Below are 20,930 nucleotides of genomic sequence, written 5' to 3' on the forward strand. Positions count from 1 at the left end.
CAACAAATAAACTTATTTAACCTGCAGCGTTGCGCGCATTCCAGCGTCAAAGTGCCCAGGCTTCAGGCACGCAATATAAAATGTTCCGGGCTGCGTAAACTTCCATTTAATCTGTGCGGTTTCACCGGCTTTTGCACTAATCGATTTTGAATCCTCGTGCTCCATATCAGGATGCATTTTCATCACTTCAGCGTGCTTTTTTAAATCGTACAGATGTCCCATCACCGCTTCATGCTTGAGCTTGCCATCATTTTTGAACGACAACGTGACGGCTTCACCGCGCTTAATTTGAATCACATTCGGCGTGTATTTCATATCATCGCTCATGCTTATCAACACCGTGCGCGTCGTTTTTTTGGCGGGCTCGCCCATTGGATCTGCAGTATGCGAATGATCGCCGCCGCCCCAAGCCCATCCTGATATAGTCAGCGCGCTGATCACACCCACCATTTTGAATTGCTTTACTCTCATTACGTCTTCTCCTGTGGTCACGCTCGTTCGGCGTTGACTCTATGACAAGAGAGAATATTAGCGGATTCAGTTTATGATGCGGCACACACTGCGAATATTTCTTGCCCTGCTGCACAGCTTGGAGCGCCGTGTTGGCGCGCAGCAATGGCAAACTCAGTATCTTGCTCAGCAACACTAAGACGGTGAGCCATTTTGGAGATTTGCGTGATAGTTCCCTGTCCATCGGCAACAAGGTACAAACCGACAAAGCGCCGTGCTATTAAGCGCAATTCCGCGGGTAGGCATTGCAATACACGGGCAGAGAGCAACACCGATGAGCCACTCCAAGCAGGCTGCACAAGATGCTCAAGTAAACTCATTGGTACTTGCAGTGTTTGTTGTTGCAAAAAGGCTTGGTCTGATAAGCGAAAGCGAATGGTCATGACGGCTTCTCCAAATAGAACGTACGTTCACAATACAAGAGCAAGATGCCATTCGCAAGTCCAATAAGAACGTTTGTTCTACAAAAACAACAAAGGCGACTCGGTCGCCTTTGTTGTTTTGACTTACCCACCACTGTATATTGATCAAGCCATTATTTAGCATAGCATTGGACAAAATACCTAGAGTTATTGCTCTAATAAAGCTTTCTTCAACTTATCAGGAATGTTCGACAGCACCAGCGTATCGGTGTGCTTGTCGTAAATCACAGCACCGGAACGCAAGCTGGCGCGATCAAATTCAAGCTTCCATTCTGGCGCAGCCGCTTTAAAACGCATCAATGGCTTAATTGCGCGACGATCAGGCACAAAGCCATCGACCAAGCCTAAATCTTCGTGCTGCAAGACGTCTTGCAGCGCCTGTGGTGCGTCGGGGAAGATTTGACTGGCGACATCGGCGAGATTGACCTCACCTTGGTCATTACCCATTTCATCGAGCAAACTGTGCGCGCGCTGAAACACTTCATCGCGGTCTTGCGCGCTGAGTGCTTGTTGCTCAACAAATTGCTCTAAGCCTTTAACGAGCTTTTGCGTTTCTTTGAGCGGCGTGACCATATCGTTACAGCCGAGAAACAGCTTGAAGTACGCGGCCACATCACCACGCCCGCGCAAGAAACTCACATAGCGCTCACCGCCAGCTTGCCACACACCCAAATCAATCCGCCCCGCCACACGCAAATGATCCATGTCCAGATGAATACTATCTTCGACCTGCATTTCACCATTCACCGCAGTACCAATCACTTCACTAACTAGGGCGACGAAGACAAAGTCCATCGCCGCATTTTGCACGCGCGCAATCAGCACATAGCCGCCATTGGCTTCTGGCTCTTGCTCGGCGCGCACCTGCAAATGCGCCAATAATTGCTGGGAAAAAGTCAGGAAATTGGCATCATCCAGATATCGTCGCACCAAGGCGGGCATTGGATATTCGTGCTCATCTTCTTCAAACTTGCCAAAGCCTTTGCCGTTACGCGTACCGTACAACTGGCAGAGATGATCGACCAAACGCTGCGCTGCACTGTTAATCGGCATTTCGGCCGTACTTAGCGCCACACGCGCGGGGCCATTAGGCTCTTTGTGTAGTTGATGAATAATGAGGTTTTGAATGGTGTTGGGAGTATTTGACATGCCGCAGCCTTGAAAACAGATGCGGCATTATCCCATTGAATGGGCTCACTGCGTATTTCTTGCTGCGGTTTCATCCGATACATCATGCTCAAAAGTACGCCCATCGGCGTGCATGGCTTTCAAGACTTGGTAGCAATCTTCGATATGCGCATTACCCAACATCCGCATCGCACCATAGCTAATACCGGCGGCAATAGCAGACCCTAAAAATGGAACGAATTTTGCAGCTTGTTTGCTCGCCATCCGCACGCCAACTCGCTTGAATGCGAGCACCAATAGCTCTTTGGTCATGTATTTGCCAACCAGCGTACTGCCCAATGAGCTAGCAATCACAAAAATGCGCTGTTTGATTTTTGGGTCTAGTTGCTGAATGCGACTGGGAGTCAAAGCAAACTTATCGTTAATCATCTCAATCATTTGCTTCATGATCGCCACATCTGCAGCCACGTCAAAGCCAGGAATCGGCACAACCGCTAATGCACCCGATGCCATTGCGCGCTTGGCCACCAAAGCTCGGCATTCGGTACGGATTTGTTCAATTTCGACCAAGGTCATCGAGCGCATGTATAACTCTTTTCATGAAGACAGAAACTAAATGGATACAAATTCGCTCACTTAGTTCAATTTAAACCATGTATAACTCACAAGGCATCATTTAGTATTGCTTATAACTAGATACCCTCAAGCGCCAGCCATTTACCATTGAGTAAACCTTCAATCGGCTGATACTGTGTTTTGTACTCCATCTTGCGGCAGTTTTTAATCCAATACCCCAAGTACACATACTGCAAACCCAACTGCTTGGCGAGCCCGACTTGCCACAGCACGTTAAAAACCCCAAAACTACGTGCCGCAAAATCAGGATCAAAAAAGGTGTACACCGATGAAATGCCATCGTCGAGCTGATCAATCAGGCTGACCATCCGCACCACGCCGTTTTCACTGAACTCGGCTAAAAAACTTGCCACCTGACTTTTTAAGATAAAACCTTCGTATTGCTCGCGACCATCTTGATCCATGCCGCCCCCACTATGCCGCGACTGCTGGTAGCGCTGATACAGCTCGAAGTGCTCATCACGATACTCCAACTCCATAATGCGGACTTTGAGTGATTCATTGCGCTTTAAAGTTCGTTTTTGGGTGCGATTCGCCTCAAACAAAGCCACTGGCAAACGAACAGCAACACAGGCTTGGCAATGATCGCACCAAGGGCGATAAACAAACGCACCACTACGACGAAACCCTTGCAGCACCAATTGACTATAAGCACCCGATGAAATGAGTTCAGATGGGACGGCAACTTGCGAGCGCGCTTCTTGGTCAGACAAATAACTGCAGGGGTACGGCGCTGTAGCATAAAACTGCAATTGAACTGTGTGCTTGCGGAATGTATCGTTCATGCGACACCTACTCAAATTCACTCGTTGATATGGCAATATTGCCAAGGCCCTAACTGCTCAGGCTCATCCAGAAGAACTTTCAGCTTAGCAACAAATTCGTAACGATCAATCTCTCGAGCACCAAAGCGCGCCAAATGATCGGTGTACATTTGACAATCAATCATTGAAAAACCCTGAGCCTTTAACCACTGCACAGCATGCACGAAGGCAATTTTGGAGGCGTCTGAGCGACGGGCAAACATGGATTCGCCATAAAACATTTTGCCCAGTGCCATCCCATACAAGCCACCAACTAACTCGCCATCCATCCAACACTCAAAACTGTGAGCAAATCCAGCCTCATGCAAGGCGATGTAGGCAGCCAGCATCTCATCGCTAATCCAGGTTCCCGCCTCAGTACCACGGGGTGCTGCACAGCCTTGCATCACCTGCGCAAACGCCGTATCGAAGGTTACCTCATAGGAGCGATGACGAACCACTTTGGCCAATGATTTTGGCACTTGGAACTCATCGACATGCAATACCATGCGAGGACTTGGGCTCCACCAAAGAATCGGCTCTCCCGGCATAAACCAAGGAAAAATACCTTGCCGATAAGCAGCAAGCACTCGCTGAGGCGATAAATCGCCTCCTGCGGCCAAGAGACCATTCGGCTCTTTGAGTGCACTCTCCAGCAGAGGGAACTCGTGTCGATGATCTAACCAAGGAATCAACGGTAAAAACTCAATAACAATTTATTTCTTCGCTTTGGCCTGACAAACTTTACAAATACCATAGATATACATCTCATGATCTTGAATATCAAAGCCATGTTTCGCTGCGATCGCATCTTGGCGCGCTTCGATTTCTGGATCAAAAAACTCTTCGACAGCACCGCATTTTACGCACACCAAATGATCATGGTGCTCATCTTGCTTCAGTTCGAACACCGCTTTACCCGTTTCAAAATGGTGACGTTCTAAAATACCCGCTTGCTCAAACTGAGTGAGCACACGGTAAACGGTCGCCAAACCAACATCTATCTCTTCAACCAGCAGCATACGGTATACATCTTCAGCGGTCAGATGACGTTCTTCACTGGTTTCAAACAGATTTAAAATCTTTAAACGAGGCCCTGTAGCCTTCAATCCCATGCCTTTTAATTCAGCCGCTTTACTCATTAGTTATTCTCTTCTTTGTTCCCCAAGGTGCGGGAGTTGCACAATACGGTTATGATATAGCGTTTCCCGGTGACGCGCACCGGCATCCACGAGCGAATCGAACCAAGATGAAGGCCAGACTACTTACTGTTTTTGTGACCAGCAGCCTATTGTTAACTGGCTGCAGCGTCGTTAATTTTTTAACACCCTATAAAATTGACATTCCACAGGGCAATGAAATTACAGCCAATCAAGTTGAATTGCTTCGTGTGGGTATGACCCGAGCTCAAGTTCGATTCGTCTTGGGTACCCCACTACTTACCGATCCTTTTCATAAAGATCGTTGGGATTACATTTTCCGCGACAGTCGCTCAGGTGTTTTGAGAGAGTCGTATGACTTTAAACTCTTTTTTAATGAGAATAGCTTAGTTCGCTGGGAAGGCACGTTTTTTCCAGACCCTAAAGCCAATCAAATTCAAAAAACAAAGCCACAGCCTCCTGAGAGTAATTTAATGTCGATGCCAGTCAATCCTGGCGACCCAAATTCTAAAGATGTCGAAGTGAAACCGCTACTCAAAGAGGGCTTTTAATCATGACCATTAAAATTGCTATCGCAGGAAGTAGTGGTCGAATGGGGCAAATGCTGATTGAAGCAGTTCTTAATGCGCCCGATACGCAATTAACGGTTGCACTTGATCGCACAGGAAGTGAGGCCATTGGCCGCGATGCGACTGCTTTTATTGGCACAAATAGTGGCGTCATGATTACAGATCAATTGTCTGCACTTAAAAATGCAGACGTCTTAATTGATTTTACCCGCCCGGAAGGAACATTGGCTCACTTACAAGCGTGCCAAGAGCTAGGTGTCAAAATGATTATTGGCACTACGGGCTTTGATGAAGCAGGTCGTGCAATGATTAGTGCTGCTAGCCAAAAAATAGCGATTGTGTCAGCCTACAATATGAGCGTTGGTGTTAACTTAGTTTTCAAGCTACTCGAAATTGCAGCTGGTGTACTCAATCAAGGGTACGACGCTGAAATCGTCGAAATGCACCATAAACATAAAGTGGATGCGCCTTCAGGAACAGCGATTGCGATGGGTGAAGCGATTGCCAAAGCATGGGATCAATCCCTTAATGAGATAGCCACTTGGTCTAGAGAAGGCATCACGGGGCCGCGTGAAAACGGCACGATTGGATTTGCGACCCTTCGCGGCGGCGATGTGATTGGCGATCACACTGTAGTGTTTGCCGGTGAAGGCGAGCGCATTGAAGTGACTCATAAAGCCAGCAATCGAACCATCTATGCGCAAGGTAGTTTGCGAGCGGCTCGATTTTTAGCACAACACCAAACAGGTCACTACGATATGCAGGAAGTGTTGGGGCTAAAGTAATCAGAAGTGCTGTAATCTAAAAGCTAGACAATAAAAAACGAGGCTAAATCAGCCTCGTTTTTGTTACAGCCACTCTTAACAGTAATACGGAAAAGCATAAAAACTGCAAATTAAACAGCAAAAATAAAACTCACTACTGCAAACTGCAAAGCTACATCGTGACTACTGACCTTCAGTACTGCAACATCAACTTCTGCTCTACTGCTACTGCTACTGCTACTGCTACTGCTACTGCTACTGCTACTGCTACTGCTATCAAAAGTTAAACTTAGATTTTCTCTGCGGTCAAACCATTCTGAACATAACCATTGTAACCATCTAACATAGAGCCATTTAATACCGGATGAAAAGTCCCCATTCAGAACACCTCCATGTTATTAAACATCGGCAATACAATAAATCAAGTTAAATACAAACTAAAAATAGACTACGAGTAACGGGGCGCCAGATCGACACCCCGCAGGGCTGAATTAGCTCATCAAATAGAGCGTTCATTATTACGCAAATGCTAATTCAGAAAATTGATCATTAAAATGACCATCAGTGGCATGTACTGCCGGTTACTAATAAACACAGGACATTGGAATCAATCAATATGACCTCCTTTGCTGCGGTTTAACATCAGAGAACCCAGTACTACACTTAAAAAGATCTGCGAAATAAAAAACATTTCGACTATTGAATTTACTGCAATGATTGCCACTAGTGCCATCATATTCCGAACACTTTCGGATCGAGATCAAATGATTGATCTTAAATAGCAAGGATGCCAGATACTAAATACATTAAGTCGGAATCAATCAAATATTGCTCCTTCTGTTCTGCTTCAGTTGAGATAAGCACACATCGCTGTAATTCCTAACTGCTCTGTGTTGCCATATCGTTACTCTAGTCCTAAATATTCAATCCTGCAACATATCCCGACGACCAAGCCCATTGAAAATTGTAACCACCAAGCCAACCCGTCACATCGACGACTTCACCAATAAAGTACAAGCCGGGCACACTTCGCACCATCATGGTCTTGGACAACAACAGATCCGTATCGACACCGCCTCGGGTGACTTCAGCTTTTTTGTAGCCAAGGGTACCTGATGGCTTGACTTGCCACTGGTGCAGCTCGGTCGAAATAACTTGCAACTCTTTGGCCGAGTATTGCTTCAAAGGCCTTATTTCACCGTATTTAGCTAGCCATACATGCAAAAATCGTTTCGGTAAAATATCAGCAAGAACATTCGACAACAAGCTGTCGCGATTTGCACTTCGGAAGAAGTCTTCCAAGTCCATATCAGGCAGCAAATCAATTTCAATCGTTTTTCCTGCTTCCCAAAAACTTGAAATTTGCAAAATAGCGGGACCAGAAACCCCTTTGTGAGTCAGTAAAATATCTTCGCGAAATGAGGTATTTTCACAACTGACCACCACATTTTCGAACGCAACACCCGCTAAATCAGTCCATAAATCTTCGGCTTGAAAGGTCAGCGGTACCAATGCTGCCGCTAAAGGCACAATCGACAAACCAAACTGCTTGGCAATTTCATAACCGAAGGCCGTTGCGCCAATCTGCGGGATCGATAAGCCACCGCTGGCAATCACCAAAGACTCGCAGTGCCATACTTCAGTTGGCGTGGTGACCACAAAGCCGCCATCAATTTGTTCTACCTGCATCACTGGCGTTTCCATTCGCCAAGTTACTTCGCCTAAATCCACCTCCGCTTTGAGCATATCAATAATGCCCTGCGAGTTTTGGTCGCAAAATAACTGTCCTAAAGTTTTTTCGTGATAAGTAAGGCCATACTTATCGACCAGCGCAATAAAATCATGTTGCGTGTATTGCTTCAGCGCCGACTTCACAAAATGAGGGTTGTTCGAGATATAACACTCAGGACGCACATTGATATTGGTAAAGTTACAGCGCCCTCCTCCCGAAATGCGAATTTTTTCCGCCAGCTTTTTGCTGTGATCGATCAAAACAACGCTACGGCCACGTTGCCCAGCAGTCGCCGCGCACATTAAACCCGCCGCTCCTGCACCAATAATTACCACATCCGCTTTTATCATCAAAAAATCCCTATTCGATACCCAATTGTACCTTTTTGTTGCGGTTTTTTTGGCTAAAGCGCAACCCCAATGGCATTAATACTGACGATTTAATTTCGATTGCGGCGTAAAATCATTAACGACAGTTTATTCACCAGCAAGGATTACACCGATGCAAAAAATGATTGTTTCTGATTTAGACGGCACCTTGCTCGATATTGAGCACAAAGTGGATGCGTATACTGCCGCAACATTTCAAGCATTGGCAGCACAAGGCGTACAGATCACCATTGCGACAGGGCGACACTTTTTAGATGTGAAGGGAATCCGTGAAAGCCTTGGTGTTTCTGCCCATTTAATCACTTCGAATGGCGCTCGCGTTCACGACCCAGACAACAATGAAATCTTTGCTGAGAATCTTGAGCCCGAATTGGCCAGAGCGTTGTTACAGCCAGAAATGTCTGCGGGCACTTTACTGAATGTCTATGTGGATGATGGCTGGTTGGTCGAACGTGATTGCCCTGAATTAGTGGGCGTGTATTACAAAGATTCCGGCTTTAACTATCAAGTGGTTGACCTAAAAGCCCACTCAGGTGAAGGTATTGCCAAGATTTTATACATCGCGGATCACGCAGCACTTACTGCCGTTGAAGCGAAAATCATCGATCAATACGGCGATGAGGTTTATATCACCTTCTCAGCAGATGATTGCTTAGAAGTGATGGCGCCAACGGTTTCCAAAGGTCATGCGCTGACCGAAGTACTTGGCCGCCTAGGCATTGATGCAGCGCATTGCTACGCCTTCGGCGATGGACAAAATGACATTCAAATGCTCGCTGTTGCTGGCTATCCTTTTGTGATGAGCAATGCCAGTCCAAAACTCAAAACAGCACACCCGCACGCACCAGTGATCGGCAGCAATAATGAGCACGGTGTAGCTGAGCAACTTAGGAAAATATTTACCATTGAATGACCGCACGTAAACCCTAGGATTACTAAGGACTCACCTGTAAAAACTAGTCTTCAGCAGCAAAATCACGCATGATAAAGCCATCAGTTTTTCAACGAGAGGCGATATCATGCGTTTTTTTCTAGCCCTAGCAATACTCAGTCTAAGCGCAGTCGTCTTTGCAAAAGACTGCCCACCCTTGCTCCAACACAAGTTCAAAACCTTGCAAGGAGCAACATTCGATTTGTGTCAACACGCCGGCAAACCCATTCTCGTCGTCAACACGGCGAGTAAATGCGGGTTTACGTCGCAGTTTACTCAGCTTGAGCAGCTCTACGCCAAATACAAATCGCACGGTCTACTGGTGATTGGTTTTCCATCAAATGATTTCAAGCAAGAACTGGAGGACGACAAAGCAATCGGTGAGTTCTGCAAACTCACATACTTTATTGAATTTCCAATGATGAGCAAAAGTAGCGTAATTGGTAAGGATGCAAGTCCGTTTTACCAACAACTCAAAGCGGCTTCAGGGACGACGCCGAAGTGGAATTTTTATAAATACTTGATTGCACCAGACGGCAAAACCGTCACCGCGTTTAGCTCGATGACCGAGCCTACAGACCCTGCCATCACAGGACAAATCGAGACTTGGTTAAAGAAAAAATAAATACCAATACAATCAGTAGCGGCTTAAAACCGCTACTTCTGAGAAATATTTACTCTTTCAATGAAGTGACTAGGGCGTGAAATGCATTTTTATCTTGATCGAAATCGTACAAAGCACCGCGCAGAATATCGAAGTACCACCCAATCAAACTGAGTGAGCCATCTTGCACTCGCTCAGCAATGAAGGGGAAGCTCATCAAATTATCCATAGACACAATAATTGCTGCCATTTCACAGGCGCGAATCTGACCATCTGGGGTTTTGTGCGCTAGTTCGCGTTTGACTTGTTCACGTGCTGCGTCAGCAATTCTAACCCAACGGCCAATAAAATTAGCATCTGTCTTGGGCGTACTGTTGTCCATCAAGGCGCGAATACCACCACAGCCAGAATGTCCGAGAACGATAATTTTACTAACCTCAAGATGTACGACCGCATATTCAATCGCTGATGAGACCCCGTGAAATGCACCGTCGATTTCATACGGCGGCACTAGATTAGCCACATTGCGAACCACAAACAAATCACCTGGATTGCAGTCGGTCAAAATCGCCGGATCAACACGCGAATCTGAACAGCCGATTAATAAGGTCTTTGGGTTTTGCCCTGATTGCAATTCAGTAAATAAATCACGATGCTCGCCAAAATATTTATGCTGGAAGCGGCGAAAACCACCGATAAACTTTTCAATCTCTTCCACTTAATTACCCCTGTTACCGTTATGATTTTTTTCGCAATTCTACTAGTTTTCTTTGATCTTTGCCCTACTCACTCAACATTGCTGGCCATCGCCATGCCAACCACACCGTAGCGTGGTTTCAAAGGATGCATTTTCTTCTTAATCAATTTTTTTGAATAAAATACACAAGTATTTACGCTATCCGTCAACATGCTCTACCTTTATGATGTTGATAACGATTCAGATTAACTGAATACAGGAACTCACTTGATGAAAAAAGCTGCACCTACTCACTACGATGCCTTGCAAATTGGTATGCATTGGCTCGTTGCGATTTTAATCTCCTGTGCATTTGCCTTTGCGTGGATTTTTGACGATATGCCATTGTCGCCTGACAAATTCAAAATGATTAACTGGCATAAATGGACGGGTATTACCGTGATGAGCTTATTTTTCATTCGTTTTGGCTACAAACTCCTACGGGGTACCCCAGCAGTTGATCCAGCTTTGCCCGCGCTACAAAGAAAACTCGCAATCAGTGTTCATCACCTACTGTATTTACTGATGTTTTTACTGCCATTTGTGGGTTGGCTGATGAGCTCAGCCAAAGGCTTTCCAGTGGTGTTTTGGGGTGTACTGCCCTTGCCAGATTTAGTCGGTAAAAATGAAGAATTAGCCCATTTTCTTAAAGAAACCCATGAGTTACTGGCTTACGGTTTATTAGGTTTAATTGGTTTGCATATTGCCGGCGCTTTAAAGCACCACATTATTGATAAAGACGGTACTTTAGCGCGGATGCTACCGTTTTTAGCCAAAAAATAAACACCACTATTTAGGAGAACCCATGCTACGCACCTTACTTGCCAGCAGTTTATTGCTCATCGGCAGTCATGCCATCGCCGCACAAAGCATCGTGCCACAAAAAAGTCAGATTAATTTTGCATTCAGTCAAATGAATACGCCGGTCGATGGCAGTTTTAAAAACTTCACCGCCAAAGTTAATTTTGACCCTGCCAAGCCTGCAACGGCGAAAGCCGAAATTATCGTTGACTTGGCCAGTATTGATGTCGGTGGGCCTGACGGTAATAACGAAGCCAAGAAAAAAGCGTGGTTTGATATTGCCAATACACCGAAGGCGACTTTTGTTGCCACCAGCGTAAAAGCGCTTGGGGCAGGCAAGTTTGAAACCAAAGGCAAGCTCACAATGAAGGGAATGACCCGTGATGTCGTTGGCACCATGACGGCAAAACCGGTTGGGAACGATTTATTGCTCGAAGGCTCAGTACCATTACTGCGCCTGCAATACAAAATAGGTGACGGCGCCTGGGCTGACACCGGCACAGTGGCCGACGAAGTGACTGTGAAATACAAACTGCTGCTCACCGGCAAAGCAGACTAATTTTTATAAAACCACTGGAGTATTTAGTATGAAGAAAATCATTACCGCCGCCCTCTTTTCAGCATTCGCAGCAGGCGCATTTGCTGCACCTGAAGTTTATACCATCGATCCGTCACACACTTACCCAACGTTTGAAGTCAACCATTTAGGTTATTCAACTCAACGTGGCACATTTGAAACGACCAGCGGTACCGTCACGCTCGACATGGAAAAGAAAACCGGCGCAGCAGATATCAAAATTGATACCACTAGCTTACGCACCGGCTGGGAAAAACGTGATGCCCATTTGAAAGGCGAAGACTTTTTCCATACCGCCAAATTTCCATCAATGACATTCAAAGGCAAAGATTTCAAATTTAGTGGCGACAAATTAGTGAGCGTTGCCGGCGAATTGACATTGCTCGGCGTAAGCAAGCCAGTGACTTTACAAGTGAGCAACTTCAAATGCAGCCCACACCCAATGAGCAAAAAACCAGCATGCGGCGCTGATGCCATGACCACAATCAAACGTAGTGATTTTGGTATGGCAGCCTACGTACCGGCAGTGAGTGATGAAGTGACACTGCGTATTCAAATTGAAGCCAGCAAATAAAATTTAACGCAGAGAAAATCTCCGCTTTATGTAACAAAAAGCCAATCCATTTTGATTGGCTTTTTGTTTTTTTCAGGACTTAATTAAACGAAATGAAATCGACTTAAACGGCAAGTAGTCCAAATCAGTTACACTACATACCTAAAATCAAAGCATCTTCCCTATCTATTAGTTTTCTGTTGATTAAGCGCAGCTATGGCACACAATGTTTTATCAATTGACCTTCAACTATTGGACTTACGTAGCCCAAACGGTCGTTCGCCAGCAGAAATGCGCAAACAAATAGATGCCATACTCGCTGCAGCAGAAACCATCAATTATTCACACGCCATCGCCGAAGCAAAACTCAATCTGGCACAGTTACTATGGGCTGACATGGCTTTTCAACAAGCCAGCACCATCATCAAACAAGCAATTGAATATGCCAAAGTGGATGGGGCAAAAAATTTACTTGCTGAAGCGTATCACCTATCAGCCCTTATATATGTTGCCAAAGGCCGCTATACCCTTGCGTTATCACAATGGCTAAAATGTCTTAAACTCATGCAGTCCGTGCAACACCCTACCTTATCAATAGACATCATGATCGGGCTGGGTAACCTTTGGGCAATTGATCAACAAACTGAAAAGTCATTACTTGAATTAAACCAAGCACTTGATCAAGCGCTATTGATTCAAAACACCTCGCTAGCAGCCAAAGCGGCGATTTGCCTTAGTCGAGAACGACTCAAACTCGGTCATTTCGAAGAAGCTTTAGTGAGTCTGGAGCAAGCCAGTCTCAATTTAAGCTCGCTGAATAATCCAACTTGGCACGCGGAAATTTGCAATTATCGGGCACGCACTTGGCTCGCGCTGGCTCAAGCAGAGCGCGCATACAACGAATGCCAAATCGCGTGGCAAACAATTGCCGATAAGCCACACTTGGTATGGGCGCAATGTTTGACGCTTATTACACTAGCAAAGATTGATTTAACGAGGCATAAGAATCCACTAGGCAATTTAAACCAAGCCAATGAATTAGCCGATCATTTCCAATTGCATTCTTTTCAAAGCCAAATTGCATTAATTCGCTCTCAATATGCCGAACAACAAGCGCAATGGGATGAGGCACTCGCCAGTTTCAAAAGATACCGTCAACTTGATTTAGGAGAGCTGGCTCAACACCAGCAACATGGCGCTCGTGAGTTTTGTTCAGTTGATTTTTTGCGGCTAGAACAACAAATTGACACTCAACGCAAAAAAAATAGCGCAGTAATCAGTCCTGCAACTCAAAACATTTGCGTTCCACACAATTACCTTCACCGCTATCTCTGGCTGCAACGATTGACAAAGCTCCTCAACGAAAATCCCGATCTAGGTGTGGTTTTTATTGGACTTCCCGGACTTGGAGAACGTTTTCCATGGCAAAGAAAGCTCTATCTACTGGCCTCTATTTGCACCGAGAGCAGTTCATTTTGCCATTATGCCGATGATCTATTTGCTATTTTAATTCCACAGATTGCCTGCGATGAATTGAAACGCATCGAGAAAAACATTGGCGATATTTTACAACTATTGCCATTTGAATCTGGCCGTTCTACGGTCGCTGCCACGCTAGGGCAAACGGGAGATAGCCTCGCCACAATGCTCAGCCGAGTAGAAACCACTCTGTATCCGACGGTGAATGATTATGCCTAACTCACTGAGCCTATTTTCCGACCAATTAGCTGAGATCTCTCATCAATTGGCCGAAAATGCCCCTCTACAAGCGCTCGCCCTCATCGATGAAATCAGCAATACCAGCTATCAATTTACGACGCCTAAGCCACGTATTGCGCTGTTAATGCTCAAATCACAAGCAGAAACTGAATTAGGACAATGCCACGCGCTCATCGCAACACTGAACGAGGCGTTGAGCCTATCGCAAGATGATGATTTTGCTGCTGAGCGTTTGCAAATTTTAAATCAACTCGCCGATCAGGTTTATACGATGGGCGATTATCGGCAATCCATACAGCTCTGGATGAACTCCATCGAGTTAGGTCTTGAGTTGGGCGACATCAGCAGTGCAATTCTGGCCTTTATTTCGATTGGAGGCATTTTTAACGCCGCCGAACAACACGAACGCGCACTCAAATTACACCAACAAGCATTGCACTACAGCCATAAGCTAGATAACCCTCACATTTTCTATACATTAAGACTGTATTTGGCTGCAGACTATATGTGGCTTAAGCTACCTAACGATACCCTTACCATCTTAAACCAAGCCGACCCAATCCTTAAAAAATGCAACCACTTCAACGGCATCGCTGAATCACATTTATGGCGCGCCCAAGCCCTGTTTCAACTAGAACGTTACGCCGAAGCCATTGACCATCTGCAACAAGGACTGCAATGTGCCGTACAACATCATCATTATTGGGCCAGCATTAAGTGCGCATATCACCTGGGCCTGATCCTAACCCACCAAAAACGTCACGCAGAAGCTGAACAAGCTTTACTAGAAGCGCTAGCCACCGCCAGCGACAATGAATTTATGCAATTACTACGCGATTGCTGGCTTGGTCTTTCCGCACTTTATGAAGACATGGATCAAGCACAACAGGCCTATTTTGCATTGCAATCAGCGCACAGTTTTGAACATCAACTGGCTAAAAGTGCGCCAATTTTAGAAGTTGAACCACGTATTTTGCAACGTCTGGCGGCACTAGAAACTAGATTTAGCTTAGAAATCAGTCGGCAAGAAAATCGGCAGTTATTAGAGCAACAAGCGCAGCAGATTCAAAAACTCAATCAGCTTCTGACTGAAGTGGAGCAAGATGCGCTTACCAAACTAGCCAATCGCCGGTGGCTTGATACGCATCTTGCACCGCAAATCACTAAACTGAATGCGGCTGATACCATCTCCATTTTGCTGCTCGACCTTGATCACTTTAAACAAATTAACGATGACTTTTCGCACCTAGCAGGCGATGAAGTACTACGCGATATCGGCCTCATCTTGCAACAGGCTTGCCGCGATGTTGACACTCCAGTTCGCTATGGCGGTGAAGAGTTTTTAGTGGTGCTCAAAGGCTTGAATTTATTTTCTGCGGCCAAAGTGGCGGAACGAATTCGCACCCAAGTTGCGCAGCACGCTTGGCCAAGCAGCATTGAGGGCAGACAACTCACTATCAGTGTCGGTGTAGCGCAAGCGCAGTTGGGTGATAATTTAATTAGCTTGATTGAGCGCGCTGACCTCGCTTTATATCGGGCCAAAGACCTTGGCCGCAATCGCATCGAATTATGACTTTTCAATCCCTAATGCCAACCATTGCTTGATGCTTTGCTCTTGCGCCAAACTATCTAACCACCATCTTAAAGCATGACCTACGCCATTATTGCGCCAAGCAAAACACATCCGAATCGAAGGATTCACTTCGGCCACAGCTTTAACAACTAAACGCCCCTCTGCCACAGCCTCGTAGGCCAAAGCGAGTGGCAAATAGCCACAACCTAAACCGGCAATCTGCGCCGCCACTTTATGCTGCATATCTGGCACGCGTAGCGTTTCTTGGCCTGATAACAAACCAATCGTATACGGCAATAAGTTACGCGATGAATCAGGAACGACAATTGCGCGATGCTGTTGGATCAAGTGTGCCGACAAGGGCTCTGGCGCTTGCGCTAGCGGATGAGAAGGTGCGACCACAAACACACTGTGCAGCTCACCCAAAATTTGACTCGATTGGGTCGATGCGTTACCACCCAAATGACTAATTGCACCAATAATTAAATCGGCACGTCGCTCTTGCAAAGCTTCCCATGAGCCGCCCAGCGACTCTTGGGTAAAACGCAAACGTGTACCGGATTGCAAAGCATCAAACTGCGCAATCATCGGGAACATCATTTCAATCGGTAATACGGTATCGACCACAATCACCAATTCAGTTTCCCAGCCAGTTGCTACTCGTTTAATCCGGCACTCCAATTCATTGGCGGCCAGTAATAAATGACGCCCCTCATTCAGGAGTTCTACGCCTGCCGCAGTCAATTGTGCACGGTGACCACTACGATCAAAAATCTCAACGCCGAGATCATCCTCGAGCTTACGCACCATATAGGTCACCGCCGACGGTACCCGATGAACTTCAGTCGCCGCAGCTGCAAAACTACCTCGGCGTGCAATTGCATCCAGAATTTCGAGCGCTTCTAAAGAAAGTCGCAGCATAATCATTCCAATTTTTTGAATAAGACATTGGGTTTTCTTCGCTATCACCCCAGCAAAGTCACGTTTATTATGATCTCTGTAAACGTTTTATTGCAAGGCATAGACGCCGCACGCCAAGCCAATAGAGTGGTTAGACCTTATGGCAAGTTTGTGTTGACTCAGCCCTATTCATCATTCAAAAAGACTGAAGGAAGTAGCCATGATTACCGTACGCAAATCCAATGAACGTGGCCACGCCAATCATGGGTGGCTCGATTCGAACTTTAGTTTCTCGTTCGCTGAATATTACGACCCTGCGCATATGCATTTTGGTGCGCTGCGCGTGATTAATGATGACCGCATCGCAGCAGGCATGGGTTTTGGTATGCACCCACACCAAGACATGGAAATCATTACTTATGTCTTATCAGGAGCCATTGAGCACAAAGACAGCATGGGCAATGGTTCAGTGATTCGCCCTGGCAATGTGCAACGCATGAGCGCAGGCACTGGGGTTCGGCACAGCGAATTTAATCCTAGCGCCACCGAGCAAACGCATTTGTTGCAAATCTGGATTTTGCCTGCTCAAAAAGGCGATACACCATCGTACGAAGAAAAGGAATTTTCAGATACCGATAAGCGTGGTCAATTGCGCCTGGTAGCTAGCCCCAATGGTGAACACGCTTCAGTAACGATTCACCAAGACGTCAAACTGTATGCAGGGCTTTTTGATGGCAGCGAAAATGCAGAGATGCCGATTCAGATGGGCAGAAAACTATACGTTCATCTAGCGCGCGGTAAGGCTGAAATTAATGGATTAGCACTAGCCGCCGGCGATGCGCTAATGCTTACACATGAAAATCAACTCACGATTCAGCATGGCATACAGGCCGAAGTTTTAGTTTTTGATGTGTTTTAAAGATTGGAGCTGAAATCACCGAACCAAGTTTGGCTAGGTGATATTCGGCAAACCAAACAAATCCCGAAGTCGCGCCAACATCTCGCGCGGCTGCGGGGCGGACATCCCATTTTTTGCATGCTCAGACAACAGCTGGTGATACTCAGCCTGCCGCCGTGCCAAAACCAATGAAAAAGCCTCGGCCAACTCGTGCCTCATGACAAGTAAAGCCTGAAAAGTCGCCCTATCTAATCGATAGCACTCGGCGTTACCCAGCGCAGTAATTTGAATTGGAAAGCGCTCTCCGGTCATGAGTGAAATCTCTCCAAAAAAACTCCCCGCATTTAAAACACCTAATTGATGCGTTTCACCATCAGGCGTCTTCAACGTTTGCTCCATTTCGCCTTTAATCAAAATATACAACCAATCCACATCGGCACCTTGTGCCAACACGGTTTCACCATGCACAAAAGGCGTAAACTTGAGCCGATCGGACAAGGCCAGCAACTCGTCTTCATTCAGTGGTGCGAGCAACTCCAAGCCATGTAAAACCGCGAGGCGTTCTTCGGTATGACGTTTATGCCGGACTTCAGAATATTTTTTATTATCAAACGAGAGCAATAAATTATATTGCGGTGGCGAAAATCGCCGACCGTTTCGGCGCAGTGCCGCATCAATTGCAGTGCGGACTAATGAATCAGTCGCATCGTCGTGCATTAAATCAGTCAACCAATAGCGCAAAGCAAAACGGCCAACGCCCTTATCCGCCTCCATCAGTATGCATTGCGGAACAGGTGACTCCGCTACATTGGCAAGCATACCCTGCTTCAATGCCGCCTCAACCATACTAATAATTTGCGTCGGCAACGTTTCTAATGAGACATCAAAATACACCCAGCGCCGCCACATCAGCGGCTTACCTTGCCGTTTACCTAAAATCGCAAAGCGATTGCGCGTTAATACACTATTGGGTAAGACCACCGTCTCACCATTGCGAGTTTCGAGGTACGTTGCCCGCCATGTTACATCGACGACTTTACCGACTGCATCATCAACCTTAATCCAATCGCCAGCCTCGATACTGGCATCCCACTGCAAGGTCAGCCCCGCCAACACATTGCCGATAGTGTCTTGCATGGCAAACGCCACCATCGCGGTGAGCACCGTTGAAGTCACGACAATTTGCGACAAATCTAAACCCGCTTGCCTTAATTGGTACATACCCCAAATAACGAACACCAGTGTCACTAGAATATCTTGCAGAATGCGCGGTGGGCGCAGATGAAATGGCGGTAAAAAAAGGCGGAAGAAGATTAAGCCCAGCAAACGAATCACCACCAGCCCCGCCACAAAGGGCAAAGCATAATGGCGAATTTCAGCAGGCGCCGAATCGGGTGCAAACGGCAATACGGCGATGACCGCAGCAAAGAGTAACCAAAACAACCAAACCAACACGGTGCGGCGCAATGAAGGATGGCGCACATAGAGCACCATCGTCAACACGAAAGAGACTAGCAAAAATCCTGCGCTGTCTTGCCAAGGGCTAGCAAACAAGGTGAACCAGATTTCAGCCATCACACGCACTCGCAGAACGATTTATACCGTTATAGCCCGCACTGAGCGGCGTCATATCATTTTGTTGGTGATAGCTGCGCAGCAAAATAAGCAATAAAAGGTATATAAGCACAGCCATTACTTAGAAAAGGCTTGAATTAAATACCCATCACTTCGATCGCGCATCTAAAGCAGCGCGTAATCCTTCGCCAATCATAACCGGCCTCAATCCAAGCAAAACCGCAAAGGTCGATAGCAAAATCCACCACGCGTCTCGATTGGCTTTACCTTGTGCCAGCACTTCGCCCTGCGACGCAGTTTGCTGGGCAACGCCGAGCCCCAGAAAATCCAAACTGGTCAGCACCAAAATCGCCGCGCCCATGCAAAATGGCAAAACGCCAACACCGGCGTCAGGCTATTAGGTAACACATGGCTGCGAATGATTTGCCAGTCGCCCAGCACCATACTGCGCGCAGCCAGCACGTATTCTTGATTGCGACTACGCAAAAACTCGGCACGGGTGTAATCGGCCAAACCCATCCAAGCAAATAGCGTCATTAAAGCCAGCAACAGTGCCAAGCTCGGCTCAAAAATTGCCGTAAAAATAATCAGCAGGTACAGCTCAGGCAACGACGCCCAGACTTCTGAAATCCGTTGCCCAAACAAATCCCTAAGTCGCGCCAACATCTCGCGCGGCTGCGGGGCTGACAGCCAATTTTTTGTATACGCAGAGAACAGCTGGTGATTCTCAGCCTGCAGCCATGACTGCACCAAGGAAAATTCCTTGGTCAATTCGTGCCACATCACGAACTAACACTGAAATATCGCTGGTTTTAATCGATAGTTCCCGAAATTACCCAGCGAGGCAATCGACTGAAACACGCAATCATGTTGTGGATTGAATTCAACCAGCCAACAGAAAGAGTTTTGACACTCTTTTTACTTAAAACGACTATTTGAGCTACACAGAAGCTTCACAATAACGGGCACAAAAAAACCCAAAAAAAACTTTAAAAAAATAGCTTACTTTCGATTAATTAGTCAAAAATAACCGTCTTATTTGAATACACCAAAACACGCTGTTGCAGATGCCAACGCACAGCACGCGATAAAACAACCCGCTCCAAATCACGCCCCTGTTGGATCAATGCATCCACATCATCACGATGCGAAATACGATTCACGTCTTGTTCAATGATAGGGCCATCATCGAGTACTTCAGTCACATAATGACTCGTCGCACCGATCAATTTCACACCACGCGCAAAAGCGCGGTGATAGGGCTTGGCGCCATCAAATGCAGGCAAGAAACTATGGTGAATATTGATAATTCGCTGCGGGAACTTGGCCGTAAAGTCATGACTGAGTACTTGCATATAGCGCGCCAGTACAATGAGATCGATTTCTTTTTCAATTACTAACGCCATTTGCGCGGCTTCAGCCTCAGCTTTATTGTCTTTATTCACGCTAATCACGTGATATTCAATACCATAGAACTCAGCCAAAGCGCGGCAGTCTTCATGATTAGAAATAATCAGCGGGATTTCACACTTCAATTCGCCGCTTTTATGGCGATGCAATAAATCAACCAAGCAATGATCGTATTTTGAAACAAAAATCGCGACTTTTTGTGGGCGATTAGAAAGAGAGACTTTCCACGTCATTTGAAAGCGATCGGCAATTGGCTGAAATGCAGCCGAAAATGCATTCATATCCAAAGTAAAATCTGCCAAATCCCACTCAATTCGCATCAAGAACAGATTATCTGCATTATCTTGATGCTGATCGGAATGGACGATATTGGCATTATAGGTATACAAAAAATTGGCAATCGCCGCAGAAAGACCTTTTCGATCCGGGCAACTAATCAGGAGGGTCGCTGTATGTGTCATTCGGCATCATCTTTATTAAGTTATGCCAAATTCTAACACCACCGTTCATAGCACAACAGTACAGCGCTGCACTGACTTG

Annotated in this window: 22 protein-coding genes and 1 pseudogene; 10 read left to right on the forward strand and 13 right to left on the reverse strand. The window is 46.2% G+C overall.

The features are described 5' to 3' along the window. Positions 1–12: 12 nt before the first annotated feature. From K4H28_RS07855 to fur, 7 genes are all read right to left on the reverse strand, one after another. Entirely contained in the window at positions 13–471 is a 459-nt protein-coding gene (locus K4H28_RS07855) for a cupredoxin domain-containing protein (RefSeq protein WP_221007815.1), read from the reverse strand. A 71-nt stretch (positions 472–542) separates the two neighbouring features. After that, on the reverse strand, positions 543–893 hold the full coding sequence (locus K4H28_RS07860; RefSeq protein WP_221007816.1) for a hypothetical protein: 351 nt from the start codon (positions 891–893) through the stop codon (positions 543–545). 186 nt (positions 894–1,079) lie between these two features. Next, positions 1,080–2,081 carry a nucleoid-associated protein gene (locus tag K4H28_RS07865; protein WP_221007817.1) on the reverse strand — a complete coding sequence of 334 codons (1,002 nt, stop codon included), beginning with the start codon at positions 2,079–2,081 and terminating at the stop codon, positions 1,080–1,082. A 45-nt stretch (positions 2,082–2,126) separates the two neighbouring features. Then, positions 2,127–2,645 carry a hypothetical protein gene (locus tag K4H28_RS07870; protein WP_221007818.1) on the reverse strand — a complete coding sequence of 173 codons (519 nt, stop codon included), beginning with the start codon at positions 2,643–2,645 and terminating at the stop codon, positions 2,127–2,129. Positions 2,646–2,752: 107 nt separating this feature from the next. Then, positions 2,753–3,481: an arginyltransferase gene (locus tag K4H28_RS07875; protein WP_221007819.1), complete on the reverse strand. Its 729-nt coding sequence runs from the start codon at positions 3,479–3,481 to the stop codon at positions 2,753–2,755. Positions 3,482–3,498: 17 nt separating this feature from the next. Next, on the reverse strand, positions 3,499–4,194 hold the full coding sequence (aat, locus tag K4H28_RS07880; protein ID WP_221007820.1) for a leucyl/phenylalanyl-tRNA--protein transferase: 696 nt from the start codon (positions 4,192–4,194) through the stop codon (positions 3,499–3,501). A 21-nt stretch (positions 4,195–4,215) separates the two neighbouring features. Next, positions 4,216–4,641: a ferric iron uptake transcriptional regulator gene (gene fur / locus K4H28_RS07885; protein WP_203570298.1), complete on the reverse strand. Its 426-nt coding sequence runs from the start codon at positions 4,639–4,641 to the stop codon at positions 4,216–4,218. 107 nt (positions 4,642–4,748) lie between these two features. Here fur and K4H28_RS07890 point away from each other — a divergent pair, with 107 nt between their 5' ends. Together K4H28_RS07890 and dapB are read left to right on the forward strand one after the other, a co-directional pair. Further along, positions 4,749–5,210 (forward strand): outer membrane protein assembly factor BamE, encoded by a 462-nt coding sequence (locus K4H28_RS07890; protein ID WP_221007821.1) that lies wholly within the window; start codon positions 4,749–4,751, stop codon positions 5,208–5,210. Further along, positions 5,210–6,013 carry a 4-hydroxy-tetrahydrodipicolinate reductase gene (gene dapB / locus K4H28_RS07895; RefSeq protein ID WP_221007988.1) on the forward strand — a complete coding sequence of 268 codons (804 nt, stop codon included), beginning with the start codon at positions 5,210–5,212 and terminating at the stop codon, positions 6,011–6,013. The genes K4H28_RS07890 and dapB overlap by 1 nt, the downstream gene beginning before the upstream one ends. 894 nt (positions 6,014–6,907) lie before the next feature. Here dapB and K4H28_RS07900 read toward each other — a convergent pair. Then, positions 6,908–8,074 carry a BaiN/RdsA family NAD(P)/FAD-dependent oxidoreductase gene (locus K4H28_RS07900; protein WP_221007822.1) on the reverse strand — a complete coding sequence of 389 codons (1,167 nt, stop codon included), beginning with the start codon at positions 8,072–8,074 and terminating at the stop codon, positions 6,908–6,910. Positions 8,075–8,225: 151 nt separating this feature from the next. Between K4H28_RS07900 and K4H28_RS07905 the strand changes: the two genes are divergently transcribed. Together K4H28_RS07905 and K4H28_RS07910 are read left to right on the forward strand one after the other, a co-directional pair. Further along, the gene (locus K4H28_RS07905; RefSeq protein WP_221007823.1) at positions 8,226–9,026 is read left to right on the forward strand and encodes a Cof-type HAD-IIB family hydrolase; all 801 of its coding nucleotides are present in this window, start codon (positions 8,226–8,228) and stop codon (positions 9,024–9,026) included. Positions 9,027–9,132: 106 nt separating this feature from the next. After that, complete coding sequence (locus K4H28_RS07910) at positions 9,133–9,669, forward strand: glutathione peroxidase (RefSeq protein WP_221007824.1); 537 nt, start codon at positions 9,133–9,135, stop codon at positions 9,667–9,669. 49 nt (positions 9,670–9,718) lie between these two features. On the opposite strand, the gene K4H28_RS07915 is transcribed toward K4H28_RS07910, so the two are convergent. Further along, positions 9,719–10,366 carry a carbonic anhydrase gene (locus K4H28_RS07915; RefSeq protein ID WP_221007825.1) on the reverse strand — a complete coding sequence of 216 codons (648 nt, stop codon included), beginning with the start codon at positions 10,364–10,366 and terminating at the stop codon, positions 9,719–9,721. A 249-nt stretch (positions 10,367–10,615) separates the two neighbouring features. Here K4H28_RS07915 and K4H28_RS07920 point away from each other — a divergent pair, with 249 nt between their 5' ends. From K4H28_RS07920 to K4H28_RS07940, 5 genes are all read left to right on the forward strand, one after another. Continuing rightward, complete coding sequence (locus K4H28_RS07920; RefSeq protein WP_221007826.1) at positions 10,616–11,167, forward strand: cytochrome b; 552 nt, start codon at positions 10,616–10,618, stop codon at positions 11,165–11,167. Positions 11,168–11,189: 22 nt separating this feature from the next. Continuing rightward, on the forward strand, positions 11,190–11,744 hold the full coding sequence (locus K4H28_RS07925) for a YceI family protein (protein ID WP_221007827.1): 555 nt from the start codon (positions 11,190–11,192) through the stop codon (positions 11,742–11,744). Positions 11,745–11,772: 28 nt separating this feature from the next. Beyond that, a complete protein-coding gene (locus tag K4H28_RS07930; RefSeq protein WP_221007828.1) occupies positions 11,773–12,336 on the forward strand; it encodes a YceI family protein in 564 nt (187 codons plus the stop codon). A 195-nt stretch (positions 12,337–12,531) separates the two neighbouring features. After that, positions 12,532–14,013 (forward strand): tetratricopeptide repeat protein, encoded by a 1,482-nt coding sequence (locus tag K4H28_RS07935; RefSeq protein ID WP_221007829.1) that lies wholly within the window; start codon positions 12,532–12,534, stop codon positions 14,011–14,013. Next, positions 14,006–15,607, forward strand: a complete 1,602-nt coding sequence (locus K4H28_RS07940) for a tetratricopeptide repeat-containing diguanylate cyclase (protein ID WP_221007830.1) — start codon at positions 14,006–14,008, stop codon at positions 15,605–15,607. The genes K4H28_RS07935 and K4H28_RS07940 overlap by 8 nt, the downstream gene beginning before the upstream one ends. On the opposite strand, the gene K4H28_RS07945 is transcribed toward K4H28_RS07940, so the two are convergent. After that, positions 15,602–16,528: a LysR family transcriptional regulator gene (locus K4H28_RS07945; protein ID WP_221007831.1), complete on the reverse strand. Its 927-nt coding sequence runs from the start codon at positions 16,526–16,528 to the stop codon at positions 15,602–15,604. The genes K4H28_RS07940 and K4H28_RS07945 overlap by 6 nt on opposite strands. Positions 16,529–16,727: 199 nt before the next feature. Here K4H28_RS07945 and K4H28_RS07950 point away from each other — a divergent pair, with 199 nt between their 5' ends. After that, the gene (locus K4H28_RS07950; RefSeq protein ID WP_221007832.1) at positions 16,728–17,426 is read left to right on the forward strand and encodes a pirin family protein; all 699 of its coding nucleotides are present in this window, start codon (positions 16,728–16,730) and stop codon (positions 17,424–17,426) included. Between the two features lie 33 nt (positions 17,427–17,459). On the opposite strand, the gene K4H28_RS07955 is transcribed toward K4H28_RS07950, so the two are convergent. The 3 genes and pseudogenes from K4H28_RS07955 to purU form a co-directional block, all read right to left on the reverse strand. Beyond that, positions 17,460–18,980: a mechanosensitive ion channel family protein gene (locus K4H28_RS07955; protein WP_221007833.1), complete on the reverse strand. Its 1,521-nt coding sequence runs from the start codon at positions 18,978–18,980 to the stop codon at positions 17,460–17,462. Positions 18,981–19,128: 148 nt separating this feature from the next. Next, a pseudogene (locus K4H28_RS07960) lies at positions 19,129–19,628 on the reverse strand (ABC transporter permease subunit); the annotation flags it as partial. A 368-nt stretch (positions 19,629–19,996) separates the two neighbouring features. Beyond that, positions 19,997–20,851 carry a formyltetrahydrofolate deformylase gene (gene purU, locus K4H28_RS07965; protein WP_221007834.1) on the reverse strand — a complete coding sequence of 285 codons (855 nt, stop codon included), beginning with the start codon at positions 20,849–20,851 and terminating at the stop codon, positions 19,997–19,999. Positions 20,852–20,930: the final 79 nt, after the last annotated feature.

The sequence above is a fragment of the Deefgea tanakiae genome (genome assembly GCF_019665765.1).
Taxonomy (GTDB): Bacteria; Pseudomonadota; Gammaproteobacteria; order Burkholderiales; family Chitinibacteraceae; genus Deefgea; species Deefgea tanakiae.